The sequence below is a fragment of the Rhizobium sp. BR 315 genome, assembly GCF_050577975.1.
Taxonomy (GTDB): Bacteria; Pseudomonadota; Alphaproteobacteria; order Rhizobiales; family Rhizobiaceae; genus Rhizobium; species Rhizobium miluonense.
Map to the genome: position 1 here is coordinate 1 of NZ_JARWKZ010000140.1, position 959 is coordinate 959.

Consider the following 959-nt stretch of genomic DNA (forward strand, 5'->3'; position numbering starts at 1 on the left):
ATATAATTTATACGGATGGGTTCCCTACATTTCCCCTTTACACCTATACAATATCAAGGATTCGCTTTCTAATAGAAGATGAAACCATGTTTCTTGATTTAATCTCATTTTCTGAAGACATAACAGATATTAACGAGGAAAATAAACTTATAACTACCAGTAGAGTTGTAGAAGCAGATTCAAGGGAAAGAATGCTTTCTACATTAAGCAAAGAGGCTATTCAGATTTTTAGAAAGGAAAGAGGATTTAAAAAAGTGTATCAAGTAGACAAAGAGTGCTTTTATAATTTACTTAAAGAATATAAGGATAATTTAATTGCGGTGGAAAAAAGTGTGATTGAAAAGGCTATGAAAAAGGGCTGATATCATATTTTCCTTTAATAAATGTTTTAAATTTTTTTTACTTGGCCATAATGATAAAAGGTGMAWGRGAAYRAAATATTAKTAWCTGGATGAGTTAGCGCGCAACTCGGATATTYTTACTCTCCTTCGAGTACAAAGGAWGAATATYGAAAGTAATAATARATTGTTTTCTCCAAACACAAATATCAGATGCCCTGTTCGAACAATGGCAAAAGAAACAATACCTAAAGTGTGTGCCTTTAAGTTGCTGGTAAGATAGGTACTCTTATATAGAACTTTAGCATTAAAGGAAATTGTTGCCCTAAAGCATATCTATTAGGGCTATTTGTGCTTTATTTAAGCCTATCTAACCAAGTTGTAATGGACTCTTTAATGTTAACTGTATTATCTTTAACATCTTCTACAATCGTATCAATTAAATCAAACCATGAAGTTTCCTTACTATATGGATTGCTCTTCTTAACAAATGATTGCACCTGTTTTAATTCCTTCATTCTCATTTTATCTAAAGTGCCACGTAAAAAGGTTCTCATATAAGAATTTAATAGTTCTGTATTTCTTATACTAGCTTCCAATAATAGTGCCGTTGCCTTTGAG

General features: G+C 31.2%; 2 protein-coding genes. One reads left to right on the top strand and one right to left on the bottom strand.

What is annotated here, in order from left to right:
• Positions 1-362, top strand: a 362-nt coding sequence (locus tag QD409_RS35395) for a hypothetical protein (protein ID WP_430765030.1), incomplete at its 5' end; no start/stop codon positions are given.
• A 332-nt stretch (positions 363-694) separates the two neighbouring features.
• Here QD409_RS35395 and QD409_RS35400 read toward each other — a convergent pair.
• On the bottom strand, positions 695-959 hold a 265-nt coding region (locus QD409_RS35400), incomplete at its 5' end, for a hypothetical protein (protein WP_430765031.1).